Here is a 16,484-nt window from a genome sequence, read left to right as displayed (position 1 = left end):
CACCGTCGACCACCAAGGGACGACCGCGCTCCGAGCGTCCTCGCCTTCTGCCAGTAGAAGGCTTCAGTGCAGGTCGGCCCCGTTTCTCCCTCTCCATGTGAGGCATCATGCGCTGTGTCATCGCCCGCTTCCCGTTCGACCTGACCAAGGGCGGAGTGCTGGAATCGATGAAGGGCATCAAGCCCGAACCGGTCACCGGTGAGTCCGTGATCGTCGGACGACGCCACTACCCGGTCAAGCAGATCGGCCAGGTCATCACCCGCCAGGACCCCCGCGACTTCAGTTCCGCGGAAGTCCTGAGGGCCATGGCCCGCCTCGGCTTCACGTGTCGCGGCCTCGCCGAGCCCGCACCCGCGCCCGCACGCGTCGAAAGCCCGTTGCAGCGGGCTTCCGCCCTACTCGGCAGCCCCCTGTCCGTCTGACGGACGCGAAGGCCGCGCTGCCGACACCACGGCAGCAGGGAGGGCCCCACCGGCGCGCGCCGGTGGGGCCCTCCCTGCGTGTCGTGCCGCTCCGGGTGGGGCGGTGGGTCAGTGGTCGGAGTAGCTGAAGTCGCCCACGGTCCAGGCACCGACGTCCTCGATCGCGACGCGGTACATTCCGCCGGTCTCCGGGATCCCCACCGTGCCCTGCAGGATCCGGGCGACATGGAAGTGCAGATGCGTGGGCGGCCCGTCCTGCTTCGGGGGTGTTTCGAAGACGGCGGAGAACTCGCCCAGGTGGGCGGAATCCGTCAGAACCTCCGACACTCTCTGTCTCCACACGGTTTCGGGAGCGAGGCGACCGGTGATGACAGCGCCACCGGTGACCACGGTCAGAGACATCTGAGTGCTCTGCCCGGACTCCACACGGGCGGCGATGTCAACGATCAGCTCGTCAGGCTTCGGCATGGGGTCAGATTGTACGCACCGGCTGCTCCCTGCGGTTCATGCGGTAGGTCTACCGGGCGATATCGCCTTGATCACTCCCTTGTCCCGGCCGTCGGCTCGTCCGATGCTCCCGAGACATCAGGTGGGGCGACCCGCCGGTCGGGAAGAGAGATCACAGCCAATGGATCAACCCGTCCCACACTCCGGGTACCGTCAAGGTATGAGCCATCCACATCCAGAGCTGAAAGCCGCACCGCCTCTTCCCGAAGGAGGGCTGCGGGTCATCGCCCTAGGCGGCCTGGGTGAGATCGGCCGCAACATGACCGTCTTCGAGTACGCCGGCAAGCTGCTCATCGTCGACTGCGGCGTGCTGTTCCCCGAGGAGACCCAGCCCGGCGTGGATGTGATCCTGCCGGACTTCACCTCGATCAGGGACCGGCTGGACGACATCGTGGCGGTGGTACTCACCCACGGGCACGAGGACCACATCGGCGGTGTGCCCTACCTTCTGCGCGAGCGGAGGGACATTCCCGTCGTCGGCTCCAAGCTGACGCTGGCGTTCCTGGAGGCCAAGCTCAAGGAACACGGCATCCGGCCGCGCCCGGTACGGGTGCGAGAGGGCGACCGGCGCAGCTTCGGGCCCTTCGACTGCGAGTTCGTGGCGGTCAACCACTCCATCCCGGACAGCCTCGCCGTCGCGATCCGCACCGGCGCCGGGATGGTGCTGCACACCGGCGACTTCAAGATGGACCAGTTCCCCCTCGACGAGCGCATCACCGATCTGCGCGCCTTCGCACGCCTCGGTGAAGAGGGCGTGGACCTGTTCCTCACCGACTCCACCAACGCCGAAGTGCCCGGCTTCACCACCTCCGAGCGTGAGCTGAACCCGGCGATCGAGCAGGTGATGCGCACCGCGCCGCGCCGGGTCATCGTCTCCAGCTTCGCCAGCCATGTGCACCGCATCCAGCAGGTCCTGGACGCCGCCCACCAGCACGGCCGCAAGGTCGCCTTCGTGGGCCGCTCCATGGTCCGCAACATGGGCATCGCCCGTGACCTGGGTTATCTGAAGGTTCCGTCCGGTCTGGTCGTGAGCACCAAGGAGCTGGAGAAGCTCCCGGACCACAAGATCACGCTGGTGTGCACCGGCTCCCAGGGCGAGCCGATGGCCGCGCTGTCACGGATGGCCAACCGCGACCACGTCATCCGCATCGGCAAGGGCGACACCGTCCTGCTCGCCAGCTCCCTCATCCCCGGCAACGAGAACGCCATCTACCGGGTGATCAACGGACTCACCCGGTGGGGCGCCCACGTGGTCCACAAGGGCAACGCCAAGGTGCACGTCTCCGGGCACGCCAGCGCCGGCGAACTGGTCTACTGCTACAACATCGTCAAACCCCGCAACGTCATGCCCGTGCACGGCGAATGGCGCCACCTGCGGGCCAACGGCGACCTCGCGATCCGTACCGGCGTCGATCCCGACCGGGTCGTCATCGCCGAGGACGGCGTCGTCGTGGACCTGGTCGACGGCCGCGCGTCCATCACCGGCAAGGTCCCCGCCGGCAACGTCTACGTGGACGGCATGGAAGTCGGCGGCGCCACCGAAGCCTCCCTCAAGGACCGCCTGACCCTCGCCTCCGAAGGCGTGGTCACGGTGGTGGCGATCGTCGACGCGGACACCGGCGCCCTCGCCGAGGCCCCGGACTTCCTGGCCCGCGGCTTCGTCCACGACGACGCCACCTTCGAGCCGGTCATTCCCGTCATCGAGAAGACCCTGGCCACCGCGGCCGAGGAAGGCGTCGGGGACGCACACCAGCTCGAACAGCTGGTCTCCCGCGCCGTGGCGAACTGGGCGTTCCGCACCCACCGCCGCAAGCCGCTCATCATCCCCGTCATCATCGACGCCTGAGCGTCAGCCCGGCAGGCGTGCGAGGTCAATCGCCTGCCGGGCCGGCCCGTACGCACCAAACCGGTTGCACGGACCTTCCAAGATCGAAACGTCCAAGAGGGGTGCATTTGATGAGGGTTCAAGCAGGGACAGCCCGACTGGCGACGGCTGCCCTTCAGGAACGGCAGGACCTCATCGACCTAAGGAATCCCTCCTGTGGATCTTCCACGCATTTGGACCATTCGCGAAAGCAGCCACCGCGTCCACAACCCGATAACCGCTGACAAGCTCGCTGTACTGGGCCAGTCGCTCCATCTGGCACCTGGCACGCGAGCGCTCGACCTCGCCAGCGGAACGGGCGAAATGCTGTGCACCTGGGCGCGTGACCACGGCGTCACGGGAACGGGGGTGGACATCAGCACAGTGTTCACCGAGAAGGCCCGCGCCCGTGCCGCTGAACTCGGAGTCGCCGACTGTCTCGACTTCGTTCACGGCGATGCCGCAGGCTACGTCGCGGACGAGCCGGTCGATCTCGCCTCGTGCGTCGGCGCCACCTGGATCGGCGGCGGCGTGGCCGGCACCGTCGAACTGCTGGGCCGCAGCCTCCGCCCAGGCGGCCTCATGCTGATCGGAGAGCCGTACTGGCGTCGGACACCGCCGACCCAGGACGTCATCGAGGGCTGCCACGCCGGCAGCGGAGCCGACTTTCGGATGCTGCCGGAGTTGATCGGGCACTTCGGCGACCTCGGGTACGACGTCGTGGAGATGGTGCTGGCCGATCAGGACAGCTGGGACCGGTATCAGGCGGCGCAGTGGTTCAACCTTCGCCGCTGGCTCGACCAGAACCCCGATGACGAGCTGGCCGCCGATGTACGGGCCGAACTCGCCACCGGGCCCGCCCGCTACGTGCAGTACACCCGCGAGTACCTCGGCTGGGGCGTCTTTGCGCTGATGAGGCGCTGACACTCCGGGCAGCGCGGGTCTGGGCAGCCTGATGCCCGGACCCGCGCGTCGCTGACTGGTCGCTCAGCATCCGACGAGGGTGCGCGGGGTGCCGTACCTGCTGTCGAGCAGGTCGGTCAGGTCCTGCGGGTCCAGGCCGCTGGACAGACACATGTAGCTGTCTCGCGAGTCGAAATGGGCCAGCTGGTCGGTGGCGACCGCTTGCGTGAGTGCGATGGCCACCAGAAGCGCTGGTATTGCTGGCGCTGAGCACGGGGCGAGGCGGCTGTGCCCGGGTGTGCGATGCACCGGGGAGCCGGTCACCACAGCAAAGAGCCACCGCTGCGCGTGGATTGCGGACGCGCTCGAGTTTGGAGCGGAGCTGTCGTTGCAGGCCCTGCCAGCGTGTGGGATCGATGAAGCGCGGCTGGTGGAACAGTGCCCCACGTCGGGCGTAGCCGATGGATTATCCATGGTCGTACAGGTGGTCGACCGGCAGGGTGGGAACTCGCAGGACGTCGGTGCAGTCGGTGCAGTCGGTGCAGTCGGTGCAGTCGGTGCAGTCGGTGCAGTCGGTGCAGTCGGTGCAGTCGGTGCAGTCGGTGCGCGTGGTGAGGTCTGCCAGGAGGGAGGACCTTGACCGCGACCAGACGGTCGACTTGCCGACTGGCCACCGCCCCTCGGGCCTGCCTCAGGCGGACAGCCAGACCTCCCGCACCGGGCGCAGCGGGTCGCGTGCGACGCGCGGCTCGCCGTCCCAGAGCATCACCTCCCGTCCTTCACTGGTGTACTGCGGCCAGGCCGATCCGGGGTCCAGGTCGCGTACGAAGGCAGTCCAGGCGGCGTGCACCGCGTCGGCGAGATGCTGCGGCGGGTCCTCGCCGAGGGCGTCGGTGACGCCTTCCGCGCCGAGCAGGTCGAAGGCGAACGGCAGGTCGACGCAGTGGTACGCCGCACCCGCGAAGCCCGGAGCGGTGCCGGACCACTCGAACTGGTAGAGCCAGGTCGGCTGGGATCGCCGGGCCCGCGCGTCGGCGATGTCCAGGGTGGGCGCGCGGAAGGTGGTGTCCGTGACCGCCTGGCCCATCAGGGTCGCCGGCTCGTCCGCGTACTGCTCGTACGTCTCGAGGAAGACCCGGGTGCGTTTCTCGTCGAGGCCGAGGGAGGCGAGCAGGCCGCGCACGTCGGCGTCGGTGGCTCCCGGCCGCGGCATGCCGTTGAACTCGTGCGCCGTGAAGCCCGCCATCAGTGGGATGTCCGCGCCCGTGTCGCCCGCGGTGAGCGCGTCCGGCACCGCGTGCGGGATCAACTCGCCGTCGGCGAAGGGCGCGAGGACGAGCATCGGCAGCTGCCCCCGGTCGGGCCCGGGCGAGGCCAGCGCGTCCTGGTGGGCGAGCAGGTCGCCGTCCGCCACGTCTTTCAGCGCGGCGGCAGTCGCCGGGACGCCGGTACGGGCCGTGAACAGCCGGGTGACGGCCTCGGCCACACCCCGGCCCTGCGGCTGCATCACGGCACCAGACACCGAGATGGCGGCTCGGAACAGGCCGCGCGCTGCGGGCGTGGCCAGCAGCGTCTGCACCGCCCCGCCGCCCGCGGACTGGCCGGCGACGGTCACCTTGGCCGGGTCGCCGCCGAAGCAGGGGATGGTGTCGCGCACCCACTCAAGGGCCGCGATCCAGTCGCGTACCCCCCGGTTGTCAGGCGCGTCCGGCAGGTGGAGGAAGCCCTCGATGCCGAGCCGGTAGCCGAGGGAGACCAGGACCACGCCGTCCCGGTTGAAGGCCCCGCCGCCGTACCACGGACTCGCGGCGGATCCGGCGACGAAGCCGCCGCCGTGGATCCACACCAGTACCGGCAACCCGGCGCCTGGGGACGGGTCCGGGGTAAAGACGTTGAGGTTGAGCGTGCCCTCGCCCGGGATGGTCGGCTCGGGGATCGTGGTGACCTCGGCGAACGGCCGACGCTGCGCGGTCGGCCCGTACGCGGTCGCGTCGAGCACGTCCGTCCACGGCTCGGGCGGTACGGGTGCGGCGAACCGGAGTTCGCCGACCGGCGGCTGCGCGTACGGGATGCCGAGGAACCGTACGCCGGTGGCGTGGCGCTCCCCGCGCACGGGGCCGCGTGGCGTACGGACGGTGAGATGCGGCATGATGGGTCTCCTGGGATGCGGTCAGGCGCGGGGCGCGTCGTGAGTGACGTAATGCTTCAGCCGGGCGAGCTCGCTCGTGGCGCCGGCCCTGACCCCGTACGTACGGTCGGCCGTGACTGGTGCCACGGCGATGTGGCCCCGGCCGAGCATGGCGGTGGAGTCCGCATCCTTCACGGTCTCGGTGCACGGATCGCCGGGGCGGTTGGGGCACACGCCGAAGGTGATGTCGTAGCTGTCACCGCCGCCGTCCTGCTGTTTGGCCTGGTAGGCGTGCCACACGACCTGGCCGTGGCCGATGCTGGTCCAGACCGGGGGCTTGGCCCGCTGTCCGGCACTCACGTCCGGGTAGTCCACCTTGAGCGCGAACCGGTCGGTGAACAGGTCGCGTTGGCGCAGCCCGCCGAGGAAGGCGGCGGCGAACCGGGCGTGGGCACGGTAGTTGGCGAGCGGGAAGCGCATCTGGGAGGCGTCCCCGGAAGAGGAGAAGGCCACGGCGGGCAGGCCTTGGTCGATGGCGGCGATGGCGGCGCCGACCGTGCCCGAGTCGTTGACTTGGGCGCTGACATTGGGCCCGGAGTTGATGCCGGTCACCACCAGGTCGGGACCGTCCGACCAGCCGGCCTTCGCGGAGAGGCCCCCGCGGAGCGCGAACTTGACGGTGTCGGCCGGGGTGGCGCTGGGGCTGTCGGTGCCGCACCGGTCGTCGGACAGACAGATGCCGTAGACGGGGGAGCCGGAGGGGGTGCCGGCGCAGTCGTTCTCGTAACCGGCGGGCAGGTGGATGCGCCGGGCGAGCGTGAGCGTGCCGCCGTTGGTGACCGCGGTGCCCTTGCCGGACTGCACCTGCCACGGCGCCATGACGACGACGTCGGCGCCCGCGTCGCACAGCGCCTTGCGGATCTCGTACAGGCCGAGTCCGTCGGAGTTCGACGCCTTGGCGGCCTGCATGGAGTCGTCGTTGGACAGCAGCACGCGCAGCCCGGCGAGCGGGTGGCGGTCGCCGCCTGGCCCCGGGCCGACGGTGTCGGCGGTGTCGGCGGCGGCGGTCACACCGAGGCAGGCGAGGGCGATCCCGGCCGCCGTGGCGGCGAGAACTCTACGAGGGGTGGTGGGCATGGCTGAGGGGTGTCCCTTCGGTCGTGCGATGGCACTTCGGGGCCGGGGGCGGCGCGGGTCAGGTGTCGCCGCCCCCGACGGCTCGGGCGGGGGTGCGGTGGCTCAGATGGCCAGGCCCGCCCCGTACGGGAAGAGCGGGTCGGCCGTGTCGTGCGGTACGTCGGGGCGGGAGGCCTCGACGACGGCCATTGAGCGGGGCATCTCGAAGGGCAGCCGCCCCTCGGCGGTGGCGCGGCCGAAGGCGACGTCCAGCAGTGCCTCGTCGCTCGCGCCGTAGTCGGCGATGAGCGCGGCGGCGCGTTCGGCGATCTCCGGGACGACGGCGGGCCGTTCGAGGTTGAGGAGGACGACGGTCGGTACGGCGTCGAGCAGCCGCAGGATCGGCTTCAGCTCCTCGTCGGTGAAGTCGAGGCGCCCCGAATGGAACAGCGACTCGAACCGGTTGTCCCGGTGTTCGTACGGGGTGTGGAGGCGCAGCACCGCGAGGTCGGCGTCGGCCGGGTCGGTCACCACGTCGCCGTACTCTTTCGCGACGCGGGCGTCGACGCCCTCGACGTACAGCTTCGGGCGCCGGTCCGGTGCGCCACCGGCCGGCAGGGTGCTGTCGCGGTTGCGCAGGACGGTGAGGGAGCGGCGCTGCGCGGACTCGCCCGCGGCGCGGAACTCGCTGTTGCCGACGACCTCCTCCGCCAGGTCCGGGTCGACGTACGGGCGGTCGAAAAGCCCGAGGACGAACTTCTCGCGCAGCAGGCGGCGTACGGAGGCGTCGACGCGCTCCTCGGCGACGCGGCCGGAGCGGACCAGTTCAACCACGGTCTCGGGGCAGGCCTCGCCGCCGAACTGGTCGGCGCCCGCGTCGAGGGCCTTCGCCGCGCGCTCGGCGACGGTGAGGTGCTCGACGCCCCAGGCGCGGGCCTGGTGCAGCTCCCCGAAGATCGACGCGTCGGTCAACAGGCCCCAGTCGGTGCAGACGATCCCGTCGAAGCCCAGCCGCTCGCGCAGCAGCCCGGTGATGACGCCCTTGTTGAAGCCGAAGCCGACCTCCTCCCAGTCGGTGCCGATGGGCTGCCCGTAGTACGGCATCATCTGCGAGGCCCCGGCGGCGATGGCGGCCTTGAAGGGCTCCAGGTGGTAGTCGCGCATGCCGCCCGGGTAGACCTGCTCCTTGCCGTGCGGGAAGTGCGGGTCCTCGCCGTCCTTCTGCGGGCCGCCGCCAGGGAAGTGCTTCACCATGGTGGCCACGCTGTGCGGGCCGAGCGTCTCGCCCCGGAAGCCGCGGATGTACGCCTGGACGAGCTCGCTCGTCAGGGTGGCGTCGGCGCCGAACGTGCCGGACTGGCGTGACCAGCGAGGCTCGGTGGCGAGGTCGATCTGCGGGTGCAGGGCGACGCGCAGGCCGACGGCGAGGTATTCGCGGCGGGCGATGTCGGCGAAGCGGTGGACGAGTTCGGGGTCGCGGGTGGCGGCGAGGCCGGTGGGCTCGGGCCAGGCGGAGAACGCGCCGGCCTGGATCGACGCGCCGATGTTGGCGGTGAAGGAGTGGCGGGGGTCGGTGGAGACGGTCACCGGGATGCCGAGGCGGGTGCCGGCGGCGATCTCCTGGACGGCGTTGTGCCATTCGGCCAGCTGCCGGGGCCCGGCAGTGCCGATCAGGTTGACGTGGCTCATCAGCTTCGACCGCAGCAGGCCGGTGGTGTCGGACGGGATCAGGGCGTCGTCGCCCGCCTCGACCGGGCGGCCGTCGGGGTGCATCGGCAGCATGGTGTGGAAGAGCAGGCCGGCCTTCTCCTCCAGCGTCATCCGGGCGAGGAGGTCGGCGACGCGCGCGTCCACGGGGAGGGAAGGGTCCTGGTAGGGGTGGCCGTCGTTGCGGGGCGGTGCGGGAGGCATGGGTTCTCCGGGGGCAGGACTGGGGCAGGAGCGGGGGATCAGGGAACGGCGCGGTCAGCGGACGCCGCGGATCGGGACGACGGACAGGGCGCCGAGGACGGTGATCACGGCGCCAGTGATGAAGAGGGCTGTGTAGCCACCGAGCGAGGCGACGACGAGCGACGCCATGAAGGGCGCGATGATCTGCGGACCGGCGTTGGCGATGTTCAGGACGCCCATGTCGCGGGCGGCGTCGTCCGCACTCGGCAGCACCAGCGTGACCAAGGCCGTGTCCACGGCCATGAAGCAGCCGAACGACAGCCCGGTGATCACGCAGAAGGCGAGCATGCCGGTCCAGGTGGGGCTGACCACCGGCACGATCATGCCGAGCGCGGTGAAGACGCAGGAGACCGCGATGAACGGCTTCCGCCGGCCGATCCGGTCGGACAGCACACCGCCGACCACCGTCGACAGCAGCGTGCAGACCGCGCTGACCGGCGAGATGATCGCCACCGCGGCGGCGGGCGAAAGCCCCTCGGGCAGGTCGATGTGGTCCTGGAGGATGTACAGCTGGTACAGGAAGACGGCGAAGTAGCCGAGCATCATCAGGAACCGGCCGATGAACGCCCAGCGGAAGTCACCCGCCTTCAGGGCGGAGCCGAACGCGGCGAACTGCCGACCCAGCGGCACCGTCTCCACCTCGGGGAGCTTCTGCTCCTGTACGAGGGCGGTGAAGAGCACCCCCGCGCCGGCGATGACCGCACCGAGGACGAGGTAGCCCATGCTCACGTCGTGCGGGATGAACGCGACGGCGATGGTGACGCCGATGATCGTGCCGATCGGGATGCCCATGCCGACCATGGCGGAGGCGAGCCCCCGGCGCTCCATGGGCACCCGGTCGGGGACGACGGCGGTGATGGCGGCCTGGTAGACGTTCATCATCGCCTGCACCAGGCACCAGCCGATGGTGACCAGCAGGATCGTCCTCATCGAGCCCAGCAGGGCGAGCGCCCCCAGTGCGGCGAGGCCGCCGCCGAGGATCCAGGGATTGCGCCGCCGGGAGCGGTCCGACAGCAATCCGGCCAGCGGGTTGAACAGGGTCGCGAAGACGGCGGCGACCCCGGAGACCAGGCCCAGGTTGGCGATCTTCTCGGCCGGATCCAGCAGCTCGATCTGCACGGGCAGCAGCACCTGTCCGACGCCCATGTAGACCATGAACATCGCGGTGTTGCCGACGCCGAGCAGGAGCAGCAATTTGGCCAGGGGGCGCCCGGCATGCGTCGCTGCGGACGCTGGTACGGACGGCGGTACGGGGACGGGTACGGGGTCGGTCTCGGGTCTGGACATGTCCGGCTCCTCGGGGTGCGGCGGCTCTCGCGGACGGAAGAGGGGAAGGGGGACGGGGACGCCGAAACAGGCAACGGGGAACGAGGAACGGGGCATTCGTGGGGAGGCGCAGACGAGGGGGACGGCCGTGATCGCCGGAATGCTCCGTACCGGGCGTGGGGGGTGGCCCCGCGGTTCGGGCGAGCACAGGCAATCACGAATACCGAGTAGGTAGTAGGTTTCGTGAATGTGACGTGGGTCACAGCAATCTCGGCCTGGCTCGCCGACTGGTTAAGGTGCTGCCCATGGATCACAAGGACGAGCGGACGGCGCGCACGAAGACCCCGGGGAGCGGCAGAACCGCAGCTCGCGGCGGCTACGCCGTGGGGGACGAGCGGCGCCTGCGCATCCTGGACGCCGCGGTGGAGCACTTCGCCCAGTGGGGCTTCCACGCCTCGTCGCTCGCCCGCATCGCCAAGGACGTCGGAATCACCCAAGGCGGCTTGCTGCATCACTTCCGCAGCAAGGAGGACCTGCTTGTCTCCGTGCTGGAGCGCAGTGAGGAGCACGACATCGAACGGTTCTTCTCAACCGAGTTCGACTCCGCCGCCGACTGCTTCCTGCGCCTGCTCGAACTCGTCGACTACAACAGCCGCCGCCCCGGCCGGACCCGGATGTTCAACGTCCTTGTCGGCGAGTCGTCGGACCCCGGTCACCCCGCTCACGCCTTCTTCACCCGGCGCTACCGCACGGTCCTGCGCGACCTGTCCGACACCCTGCGTCGCGGTGTCGACTCGGGGGAACTCAAGCCTGACACGGAGCACCTGGCGGAGGCTCAGGAAATCATGGCAGTCATGGACGGGCTCCAGCTCCAGTGGGCGCTGGAGCCGGAGCGGCTGGACATGACCGAGCGGATGCGCCGGTATCTGGACCGCGTGTATTGCTCGATCTCGACCACGGGGGCCGCTCTGCCACCGGGACCCGCGGACGACGCCGACGAACCGGGCCGCTGAGCCGGGAAGCAGTCAGGGGTGACGCTCGCTTGACGCTCGTACCCACCTGATCACGGCCGGCATGGCGTCAGAAGGTCTCTGACCTGCCTGATCTCGGATCATGCTGCCGGTGCGCATGGTTCCGATGACGGCAGGCGTCGTAGGCCTCCTGCTCACCGTGGCAGGCGATGTGGCCGCTTCGGCAGGATGATGCGCTACGACGCCCGCCGACAGGACGTGGTCACGAGGGCAGGGCTCAGCCGGGCCAGGTGCCGGTCAGGCGGCGGGTTGCGGCGGCGCCGCCGCGGTCGACGGCTGCTTTGACCCCGGCGAAGATCGCACCCTGCAGGACGGCCGCGGCCAGGATCTCGCCCCACTGGCGTTCCTCGTCGGTGGCATCGGGTGCGTCCTCGTCGTGGCCGAACATCTTCCACGCCTGCTTGAACAGTGCGCCTGCCAGCATGCCGGTGACCGCGCCGAGGGCCAGGCCGACCGGCTTATAGGCGATCTTCGATGCCTTCATCTCGGATCTCTCCTCGTTCTATGGTCTAGCTTTTGTTGCGGCGCAGCAGGACGCAGGCGATGAGGACGGCCGCGCCGGCCGCGATGAGGGCGCCCCGGTTGTCGCGGAGGGGTTCGGGGGCCTTTTCCTGCCACAGGTGCTGGGCCTGCTCCGCCTTCGCCCTGGCCTGGTCGGCGGCCGTGGCGGCCTTCTCCTTGACCGGGTCGGGCAGCTTGTCCTGCACCAGCTGTGCGGCCTCGCCGGCCTTGGCTTTCGCCTGCTCGCTCAGCACGGCCGCCGTCGCCGTCGCCTGCTCCTTGACCGCGGCGGCCTTCTCACTCGCGCGGGCCTTGACGTCCGTCTTGTCGGCGAGCGCCTCGACCGTCTCGCCCAGTTCCTGGCGGGTCTGCTCGACCTGCTCGCGCAGTTCTTCCGGGCTCTGGGCGGTGGGTTCGTCGTGGGGCGGCTGGGTCATCGCTTGGCACTCTCCTTGATCTTGGCCACATCGGCCTTGACGCTGTCGAGGGTCGCTTCGGGGGCCGGTGGTGCGGCACGGGAGACTTCCTTCTTGCCACCCAGTGCCAGCACCGCCGTGACGAGGCCGAGCACGGCGGTGGCGATCAGGGCTGCGGCCCACACCGGCAGTACCGTCGCCAGGGCGGCGATCGCGGTGGCGACCAGCGCCTGCGCGGTGAGGAAGCCGACCAGGCCGGCTCCGCCGAACAGGGCGCCGCCCTTGCCGTAGTGCTTGCCCTTCTCTTTCATCTCCGTCTGCGCCAGCCGCATCTCGGTCCGCACCAGCTCGGTGAGCTGCTGCGACGCGCGCTGCACCAGCTGTCCCACCGGCTCCTCACCCATCGCGGTGTGGCTGCCGGTGGCAGGACGGCTTGTCTCAGCCATCGTCATCCCCTTTCGTCCCTCGTGCCCGCCGAGTCCCACGCATACGGCGGCGGACACGCGTCCTGGGGGACTGACACAGACCGTTCACAAGATCAACATGCGGAGGTGGCGGACAGGTGCCGCAGGTGAGCGCTCCGTTAGTCGGTCGCCGGGGCGTCCAGCTCCACGCGGGCCGCGCGCACCGGCCGCGCGGCGTCTCATCGATCCGCAGGTCATGAGTGACCGCGGCGACGATGGCCAGGCCGCGGCCGTGCTCGTGAGGCTCGGCAGGCGGGATGGCCGCCTTGGGCTGCCCGTGATCGGTGACCGACATCTCCAGCGTCGGGCCTGTGCGGCCGATCGCCGGCGTCATCGTGCCGCGGCCGTGGAGCGCCGCGTTGGTCAGGAGCTCGCTGATCACCAGTTCCGCCGTGCTCCGGTCGTCGGCGTCCATGGCGAAGGCGACCCCGGGGTCCGTCCTGGCGGTCCGCCCTGGCGGCCGCCCCGGCTTCGGGGCCGGGGCCGCCGCCTCACGGGCGTCCGCCAGGGCTCAAGGGCAACGCGCCCTACCTGAGCGCGGGCCGGGCACTCGCTTCCGCCTCGCGTCGCATGGTGTACGGGCGCAGGTTCCACGCGGCGACGGTGTAACCGAGGCGGCCCTCTCCCGCGGCGTGGCCCTCTGCCGAGGCATGGGCTTCGATCCGCCAGGGGCTGCCTCCGGTGGGATAGAACCGCAAGGTCAGCGTCCGGCCCGACGGGAGGTACAGCTCGGCGACGGAACGGTCCACCACCAGACGCAGCTCGATGGCCGCACCCGAGGCGGTCTTCGCCTCGGGGCAGGGCATGCGGTACGTGCCCCCGTGGGCGCGCGGATCGAGCGAGGCATGGTCACGGTCCACGACGAGGTCGCCGGTGGCGGGGTCGATCCTGATGTCGAGGAACTCACTGCCCTCCGCGGAGGTCACCAGCCGCAGCCCACCGCCCGGCGCGTGGAGTTCCAGACGGGCGGTCAGGTCGAAGCTCGCATCCACCGTGCCCAGTACGGCAGTTGCGGAGGTCTCCCCGGAAGCCGTAAGGGCACGTCCGTCGCGCAGCGACAGGAGTTCCGCGGCCGGCTGCTGTCGTACGGAGCCGTCCTCGCCGAGGGTGACCTCGCGCGGCAGGGTCAGCATCCCGGCCCAGCCGGCCGCGCTCACCCACTGAGGGTCGCGGGCCTCCCATGACCAGCCCCACAGCAGCCACCGGCCGTCGGGGGCGGGCAGCAGGGCCGGTGCGTAGAGGTCGGGGCCGTGGTCGAACAGCACGGGGGCGTCGGCGAGGAAGCGGCCCTCCTGCTCGCGTCCGGCGTAGACCACCGTCCTTCGGGGGCCGAGTTCGGGGTCCCAGGCGCTGACGATCAGTGCGCCGCGTCCGTCCGGCGCGTGCAGGTACTGGGGGCACTCCCAGCCCAGCCCCGTATCGGCGCCCGGCGCCACCGGCTGGGGTGCCTGGTCCAGGAACGGGCCGCGGTACTGCCACTGTTCGAGGTCTGCGGACTCGTAGAGGAGGGCTGCCGCGCGGCCGTCCGTCAGGGCGGAGCCGACCAGCATCCGCCAGCGGTCGCCCTCGTGCCAGACATAGGGGTCGCGGTACATGCTGACGCCCGGGGGCAGTTCGGGTATCAGCAGGCTGCCGCGCGGGGTCCAGGTGCGGCCGTCGTCGATGGACGCGGCGGTGGTGACGGGTTGCGCCCAGCGGTCGGTGCGGAAGGCGGAGTAGAAGGCGACCATGCGGTCGCCGTCGGACACGGCGTTGCCGGAGTAGCAGCCGTCGGCGTCCTCGCCGCCCGGCGTGGGGGACAGGGCGACCGGGAGTTCCTCCCAGGTCAGCAGGTCGGTGCTGCGGAAGTGGCCCCAGTGCATGTGCGCGTGCTCGGGTCCGTACGGGTTGTACTGGAAGAACACGTGGTAATAGCCGTCGTGGAAGGCCAGCCCGTTGGGGTCGTTGAGCCAGTTGCGGGGCGGGCGCAGGTGTGCGACGGGCAGGTGGGGGTCTGCGGGCAGGACGGACACGCGGAGGTCCTCTCCAAAGGGGGGTGTCGAAAAGGCGCTGTCAGCCCTTGACACCGGTGGAGGCGATGCTGTTGACGAAGGAGCGCTGGAAGGCCACGAACAGGGCCAGGATCGGCACGGTGATCATGGAGGAGTAGGCCATGATCTGGCCCCAGCCGACGTTGAGTTGGAAGAAGTAGGAGATGCCCACCATCACCGGTCGCAGGTTTTCGCTCTGGACGACCATGAGCGGCCACAGGTAGGAGTTCCAGGCGGGCAGGAAGGTGAGGATGGCGACGGTGGCGACGGCCGGTCCGGACAGCGGCATGATGATCCGCCGGTAGACGGTGAACCAGCCGGCGCCGTCCATGACCGCGGCCTCGTCGATCTCCTTGGGGATGCTCTGGAAGTACTGGTGGAAGAAGAAGATCGAGAAGGCGTTGGCCACGAACGGCACGATCTGTACCTGGTAGGTGTCCATCCAGCCGGTGGTCCACTCGAGGTGGAAGCCGTTGACGCGCAGCAGCGGCAGTTGGTTGACCCACCACACCAGCGGCAGGGCGAAGGTCTCGAACGGCACGATGAGGGTGGCGATGACCGCGGTCATGACGACCTTGCGGCCCGGCCACACCATGCGTGACAGGGCGAAGGCGGCCATGCTGTTGATGAGGACGCCGAGGATCACGGTGACCGACGAGATGATCACCGAGTTCAGCAGGAACTGTGCCGCGGGTACGCGGTCGAAGACGCCTGTGTAGTTGTCCAGGGACAGGGCGCCGGTCGGCAGGAAGGCGCGCAGGGAGCCGAGGTCGTCGAAGATCTGGTCGTCCGTCTTGAACGAGGAGACCAGCATGAAGACGAGGGGCAGCGCGAAGACCAGGGCGAGGACGACGCGGCCGGCGTGACCGCCGAGGTGCTTGAGGAAGGAGGTCATGTCAGTCCTTCTCCCGGGTCAGGAAGCGCTGGACGAGGGACACGCTCAGGACGAGCACGAAGAAGACCAGGGAGATGGCCGCCGCGTAGGCGGTCTGCTGCTGGTCGTAGCCGGAGTGCACCGCCTGGTAGACGACCGTCGTGGTGGAGTCCAGGGGCCCGCCTTGGGTCATCACCCTGATCTGGGTGAACAGGCTGAACGCCGCGATGGTGATGGTGACGAGCACGAAGGTGCGGGTGGCGCGCAGTCCGGGCCAGGTGACGTGGCGGAAGCGGTGCCAGCGGGTGGCCCCGTCGAGGTCGGCGGCTTCGTACAGTTCGGCGGGGATGGTCTGCAGTCCGGCCAGCCAGATGATCATGTGGAAGCCGACGCCCTGCCACACCGACATCAGGATGATGGCGGGCATGGCGGTGTGGGGGTCGCCCAGCCAGTCCGGGCCCTCGATGTGCCCGAAGGTGAGCGTGGAGATCACGTGGTTGACGAGGCCGTCCTCGCGGTAGAGGAAGGTCCACAGCAGGGAGACCACGACCATCGAGGTCACGACGGGCAGGAAGTAGACGGTGCGGAAGAAGTTGACGCCGCGTACCTTCGCGTTGACCAGCAGCGCCAGGGCGAGGGCGAGGCCGGCTTGCAGCGGGACGACGACGGCGGCGAAGTAGGCCGTGTTGCGCAGGGACTTGTAGAAGACCGGGTCCTCGAAGAGCAGCCGGAAGTTGCGCAGGCCCACGAAGCGGGCCGGGGTGGGGGAGATGAGTCGGGCGTCGGTGAATGCCAGGGCGAAGGCGAGGACGACCGGTACGACGAGGAAGACGATCAGCAGCACGATGGCCGGGGTGGCCATGCCGACGGCGGTGAGGCTCTCACGGCGGCGGGTGCGGGTCGGTCGTGTTCTTCTTACCGGACGCAGCCGGCCGAGGGCTGCGGTCTTGGTGGTCACGGTAGCTCCAGGAGGGCCGGTTCGGTTCGGGCACGTGGGCGAGCGCGCTCAGGG

At 70.0% G+C, this 16,484-nt stretch carries 17 protein-coding genes; 4 read left to right on the top strand and 13 right to left on the bottom strand.

From position 1 onward, the window contains the following. Positions 1-107: 107 nt before the first annotated feature. Positions 108-422 (top strand): SCO5918 family protein, encoded by a 315-nt coding sequence (locus ACWD11_RS24010; RefSeq protein WP_451285383.1) that lies wholly within the window; start codon positions 108-110, stop codon positions 420-422. A gap of 108 nt (positions 423-530) precedes the next feature. Here ACWD11_RS24010 and ACWD11_RS24005 read toward each other — a convergent pair whose 3' ends face one another. Then, on the bottom strand, positions 531-890 hold the full coding sequence (locus ACWD11_RS24005) for a hypothetical protein (protein WP_389420367.1): 360 nt from the start codon (positions 888-890) through the stop codon (positions 531-533). Between the two features lie 199 nt (positions 891-1,089). On the opposite strand from ACWD11_RS24005, the gene ACWD11_RS24000 reads away from it, so the two are divergent. After that, on the top strand, positions 1,090-2,775 hold the full coding sequence (locus ACWD11_RS24000; protein ID WP_451285381.1) for a ribonuclease J: 1,686 nt from the start codon (positions 1,090-1,092) through the stop codon (positions 2,773-2,775). 195 nt (positions 2,776-2,970) lie between these two features. Further along, a complete protein-coding gene (locus tag ACWD11_RS23995) occupies positions 2,971-3,717 on the top strand; it encodes an SAM-dependent methyltransferase (protein WP_451285380.1) in 747 nt (248 codons plus the stop codon). A gap of 63 nt (positions 3,718-3,780) precedes the next feature. Here ACWD11_RS23995 and ACWD11_RS23990 read toward each other — a convergent pair whose 3' ends face one another. The 5 genes from ACWD11_RS23990 to ACWD11_RS23970 form a co-directional block, all read right to left on the bottom strand. Beyond that, positions 3,781-3,939 carry a hypothetical protein gene (locus tag ACWD11_RS23990; RefSeq protein ID WP_389420369.1) on the bottom strand — a complete coding sequence of 53 codons (159 nt, stop codon included), beginning with the start codon at positions 3,937-3,939 and terminating at the stop codon, positions 3,781-3,783. A 448-nt stretch (positions 3,940-4,387) separates the two neighbouring features. Then, positions 4,388-5,845: a carboxylesterase/lipase family protein gene (locus ACWD11_RS23985; protein WP_389420370.1), complete on the bottom strand. Its 1,458-nt coding sequence runs from the start codon at positions 5,843-5,845 to the stop codon at positions 4,388-4,390. 21 nt (positions 5,846-5,866) lie between these two features. Further along, on the bottom strand, positions 5,867-6,961 hold the full coding sequence (gene surE, locus ACWD11_RS23980; protein WP_389420371.1) for a 5'/3'-nucleotidase SurE: 1,095 nt from the start codon (positions 6,959-6,961) through the stop codon (positions 5,867-5,869). A gap of 102 nt (positions 6,962-7,063) precedes the next feature. Further along, positions 7,064-8,851, bottom strand: coding sequence for a glycoside hydrolase family 3 protein (locus tag ACWD11_RS23975; RefSeq protein WP_451285377.1), 1,788 nt, complete (start codon positions 8,849-8,851; stop codon positions 7,064-7,066). 54 nt (positions 8,852-8,905) lie between these two features. Further along, a complete protein-coding gene (locus ACWD11_RS23970) occupies positions 8,906-10,177 on the bottom strand; it encodes an MFS transporter (protein ID WP_451285375.1) in 1,272 nt (423 codons plus the stop codon). Positions 10,178-10,461: 284 nt separating this feature from the next. Here ACWD11_RS23970 and ACWD11_RS23965 point away from each other — a divergent pair, with 284 nt between their 5' ends. After that, on the top strand, positions 10,462-11,169 hold the full coding sequence (locus ACWD11_RS23965; protein WP_451285373.1) for a TetR/AcrR family transcriptional regulator: 708 nt from the start codon (positions 10,462-10,464) through the stop codon (positions 11,167-11,169). A 235-nt stretch (positions 11,170-11,404) separates the two neighbouring features. On the opposite strand, the gene ACWD11_RS23960 is transcribed toward ACWD11_RS23965, so the two are convergent. The 7 genes from ACWD11_RS23960 to ACWD11_RS23930 all read right to left on the bottom strand — a co-directional run bounded on the left by ACWD11_RS23960 (position 11,405) and on the right by ACWD11_RS23930 (position 16,430). Then, positions 11,405-11,671 carry a DUF4235 domain-containing protein gene (locus ACWD11_RS23960; RefSeq protein WP_389420375.1) on the bottom strand — a complete coding sequence of 89 codons (267 nt, stop codon included), beginning with the start codon at positions 11,669-11,671 and terminating at the stop codon, positions 11,405-11,407. A gap of 25 nt (positions 11,672-11,696) precedes the next feature. Beyond that, positions 11,697-12,125 carry a DUF3618 domain-containing protein gene (locus ACWD11_RS23955; protein ID WP_389420376.1) on the bottom strand — a complete coding sequence of 143 codons (429 nt, stop codon included), beginning with the start codon at positions 12,123-12,125 and terminating at the stop codon, positions 11,697-11,699. After that, positions 12,122-12,550: a phage holin family protein gene (locus ACWD11_RS23950; protein ID WP_389420377.1), complete on the bottom strand. Its 429-nt coding sequence runs from the start codon at positions 12,548-12,550 to the stop codon at positions 12,122-12,124. The genes ACWD11_RS23955 and ACWD11_RS23950 overlap by 4 nt, the downstream gene beginning before the upstream one ends. Continuing rightward, positions 12,543-12,983 carry an ATP-binding protein gene (locus tag ACWD11_RS23945; RefSeq protein ID WP_451285371.1) on the bottom strand — a complete coding sequence of 147 codons (441 nt, stop codon included), beginning with the start codon at positions 12,981-12,983 and terminating at the stop codon, positions 12,543-12,545. Before ACWD11_RS23945 ends, ACWD11_RS23950 begins: the two co-directional genes overlap by 8 nt. Positions 12,984-13,095: 112 nt before the next feature. Further along, positions 13,096-14,580 (bottom strand): glycoside hydrolase family 32 protein, encoded by a 1,485-nt coding sequence (locus tag ACWD11_RS23940; protein ID WP_451285369.1) that lies wholly within the window; start codon positions 14,578-14,580, stop codon positions 13,096-13,098. 40 nt (positions 14,581-14,620) lie between these two features. Next, on the bottom strand, positions 14,621-15,493 hold the full coding sequence (locus ACWD11_RS23935) for a carbohydrate ABC transporter permease (RefSeq protein WP_389420380.1): 873 nt from the start codon (positions 15,491-15,493) through the stop codon (positions 14,621-14,623). Between the two features lies 1 nt (position 15,494). Further along, positions 15,495-16,430: a carbohydrate ABC transporter permease gene (locus tag ACWD11_RS23930; protein WP_451285367.1), complete on the bottom strand. Its 936-nt coding sequence runs from the start codon at positions 16,428-16,430 to the stop codon at positions 15,495-15,497. Positions 16,431-16,484: the final 54 nt, after the last annotated feature.

It is taken from the genome of Streptomyces sp. NPDC002776, from assembly GCF_053592195.1.
The sequence above is the reverse complement of the archived record's forward strand: the minus strand, read 5'-3'. Positions and strand labels throughout refer to the sequence as shown.

What these genes read in the sequence shown, in the direction of transcription:
- ACWD11_RS24010 (WP_451285383.1), top strand. Translation starts at nt 108, where the DNA reads ATGCGCTGTGTCATCGCCCGCTTCCCGTTCGACCTGACCAAGGGCGGA.
- ACWD11_RS24005 (WP_389420367.1), bottom strand. Translation starts at nt 890, where the DNA reads ATGCCGAAGCCTGACGAGCTGATCGTTGACATCGCCGCCCGTGTGGAG.
- ACWD11_RS24000 (WP_451285381.1), top strand. Translation starts at nt 1,090, where the DNA reads ATGAGCCATCCACATCCAGAGCTGAAAGCCGCACCGCCTCTTCCCGAA.
- ACWD11_RS23985 (WP_389420370.1), bottom strand. Translation starts at nt 5,845, where the DNA reads ATGCCGCATCTCACCGTCCGTACGCCACGCGGCCCCGTGCGCGGGGAG.
- surE (WP_389420371.1), bottom strand. Translation starts at nt 6,961, where the DNA reads ATGCCCACCACCCCTCGTAGAGTTCTCGCCGCCACGGCGGCCGGGATC.
- ACWD11_RS23975 (WP_451285377.1), bottom strand. Translation starts at nt 8,851, where the DNA reads ATGCCTCCCGCACCGCCCCGCAACGACGGCCACCCCTACCAGGACCCT.
- ACWD11_RS23970 (WP_451285375.1), bottom strand. Translation starts at nt 10,177, where the DNA reads ATGTCCAGACCCGAGACCGACCCCGTACCCGTCCCCGTACCGCCGTCC.
- ACWD11_RS23965 (WP_451285373.1), top strand. Translation starts at nt 10,462, where the DNA reads ATGGATCACAAGGACGAGCGGACGGCGCGCACGAAGACCCCGGGGAGC.
- ACWD11_RS23960 (WP_389420375.1), bottom strand. Translation starts at nt 11,671, where the DNA reads ATGAAGGCATCGAAGATCGCCTATAAGCCGGTCGGCCTGGCCCTCGGC.
- ACWD11_RS23955 (WP_389420376.1), bottom strand. Translation starts at nt 12,125, where the DNA reads ATGACCCAGCCGCCCCACGACGAACCCACCGCCCAGAGCCCGGAAGAA.
- ACWD11_RS23950 (WP_389420377.1), bottom strand. Translation starts at nt 12,550, where the DNA reads ATGGCTGAGACAAGCCGTCCTGCCACCGGCAGCCACACCGCGATGGGT.
- ACWD11_RS23945 (WP_451285371.1), bottom strand. Translation starts at nt 12,983, where the DNA reads ATGGACGCCGACGACCGGAGCACGGCGGAACTGGTGATCAGCGAGCTC.
- ACWD11_RS23935 (WP_389420380.1), bottom strand. Translation starts at nt 15,493, where the DNA reads ATGACCTCCTTCCTCAAGCACCTCGGCGGTCACGCCGGCCGCGTCGTC.